The organism is Bacillus sp. AFS040349 (assembly GCF_002577655.1).
In the GTDB taxonomy this organism is placed as follows: Bacteria; Bacillota; Bacilli; order Bacillales; family Bacillaceae; genus Metabacillus.
Genome location: NZ_NUMC01000199.1, coordinates 3,416 through 4,896 on the forward strand (window position 1 = coordinate 3,416; position 1,481 = coordinate 4,896).

The 1,481-nt window shown below is 30.9% G+C and carries 1 protein-coding gene; it reads right to left on the minus strand.

Annotated elements, in window-relative coordinates; translation table 11 throughout:
- Positions 1 to 23: 23 nt before the first annotated feature.
- Positions 24 to 203, minus strand: coding sequence for a hypothetical protein (locus tag COD11_RS26110; protein WP_098799779.1), 180 nt, complete (start codon positions 201 to 203; stop codon positions 24 to 26).
- Positions 204 to 1,481: the final 1,278 nt, after the last annotated feature.

A 1,481-nucleotide genomic window follows, 5' to 3' on the forward strand; every position in this document is an offset into this window, starting at 1 on the left:
TTTACCTTCTTTATATATTTAAATCAAATCAAGGTTACCGATGAAGGTTTTCTAATTTCAAGCGGTTCCTTTGATGTAAGAGGTTGAGTAACTTCAATAATAGGTGACCCCGTATCCTCATAAGTAATTTCCTTAATCGGACTCATTTCTGATGGTTCCCCCATGTTAGTCATAGCTAAAGGAAAATTACTTTGTTTAGTCATTAATACCACCTCCATACCCTTTAATATTGTTCTTTAAAAGTTATATTATTTAAACGAACTCAATCCAAATAGTGGAAATAGGAGAGGGTGTATTATTACATTCTCTTATTAAACGGTAAAAATTTAAATATTAACTTCAGTTTTTGGGGAAAATAAATCATATTGAAATAGGAGAGGAGTGAGTATATCCATGGTTGAACAAAAATTAAACTTTCATGAGTGAATTAATAGAAAATTCACTCAAATAAACCTACATTTAATGTTTACCTAAATGGATATTTAGTCGCAGAAGTTCAGGGGATTAGTCCTTACCAACAGACTGTTATCCCTATGAGGGAAATGGAGGGAAACCAATATGGACAAAAACATCAATAGAACAGAGAATGAATACTCACCCAAAAATCAAGTTAAATATTTTCAGAATTATCTGATGAAATTTCAACAAATCCAAAGTTAAAACACACGCAACCAACACCTCAACCCAAAGATTTTGATGAAATAGAATATTAAGGACTTTGTTATATTTAAATGTTAGAATTACCCCAAATAGATTACTCACCTCAATAGTATTGCCTAGGACAGCTTTTCATTATGCATTTCATAGTCATCAAAATTCTAAAAGGTTTAACTTCACTATTTTTAGAATTTAGAACTTGTATCTCATGAATGTTTAGATGTGGAATCTTGACGAACTTTTAAATTACATATACTGTTCCTACATTTAATAATAATAAATATAGAAGAACTTAAATACACTGACACCGTTCTTCTTTAATCTCACCTACTAACATTTATTAGCTTGAATCGTTAAATAAGTGAAAACAAAAAGGAACTACCGTAATTACTTATTAGTAAATATAACCTTACTTCTTACTTTACAGCTTTTTAAACTCCTGGGTCTTTCACTTTCACACGGAAATCAATCGATGGATAGATAGATGGTCTCCCACTCTTCCCATTCATTTTCATTATTCTAGCTTTTAGAACGATACCTTAAACCGAACCCGTCCAGATCAACTCTTCCTCTTGAAATTTTCAAGAGAAAAATAGTGCCGTTTTTTCAAGGACCTCGTATTTCTTAATCGCCCATTGAATTGGGTACAGGCATTTGTTTCTCAATAATCATTTTAACTGCCCTCTTGATTAATATTGAAATAATTCTTTTCCGTTTTAACAGTAGGTAAAGTAGGACAATTCCTAATTCAATTTTTTAAAAAACTTTTGATGGAAGACTGAATTCCTACAGATTTTTTTGTCGTTGTATTTGATAAATTAGAT

Coding starts and splice junctions, on each gene's coding strand:
- COD11_RS26110 (WP_098799779.1), bottom strand. CDS start 203: ATGACTAAACAAAGTAATTTTCCTTTAGCTATGACTAACATGGGGGAA.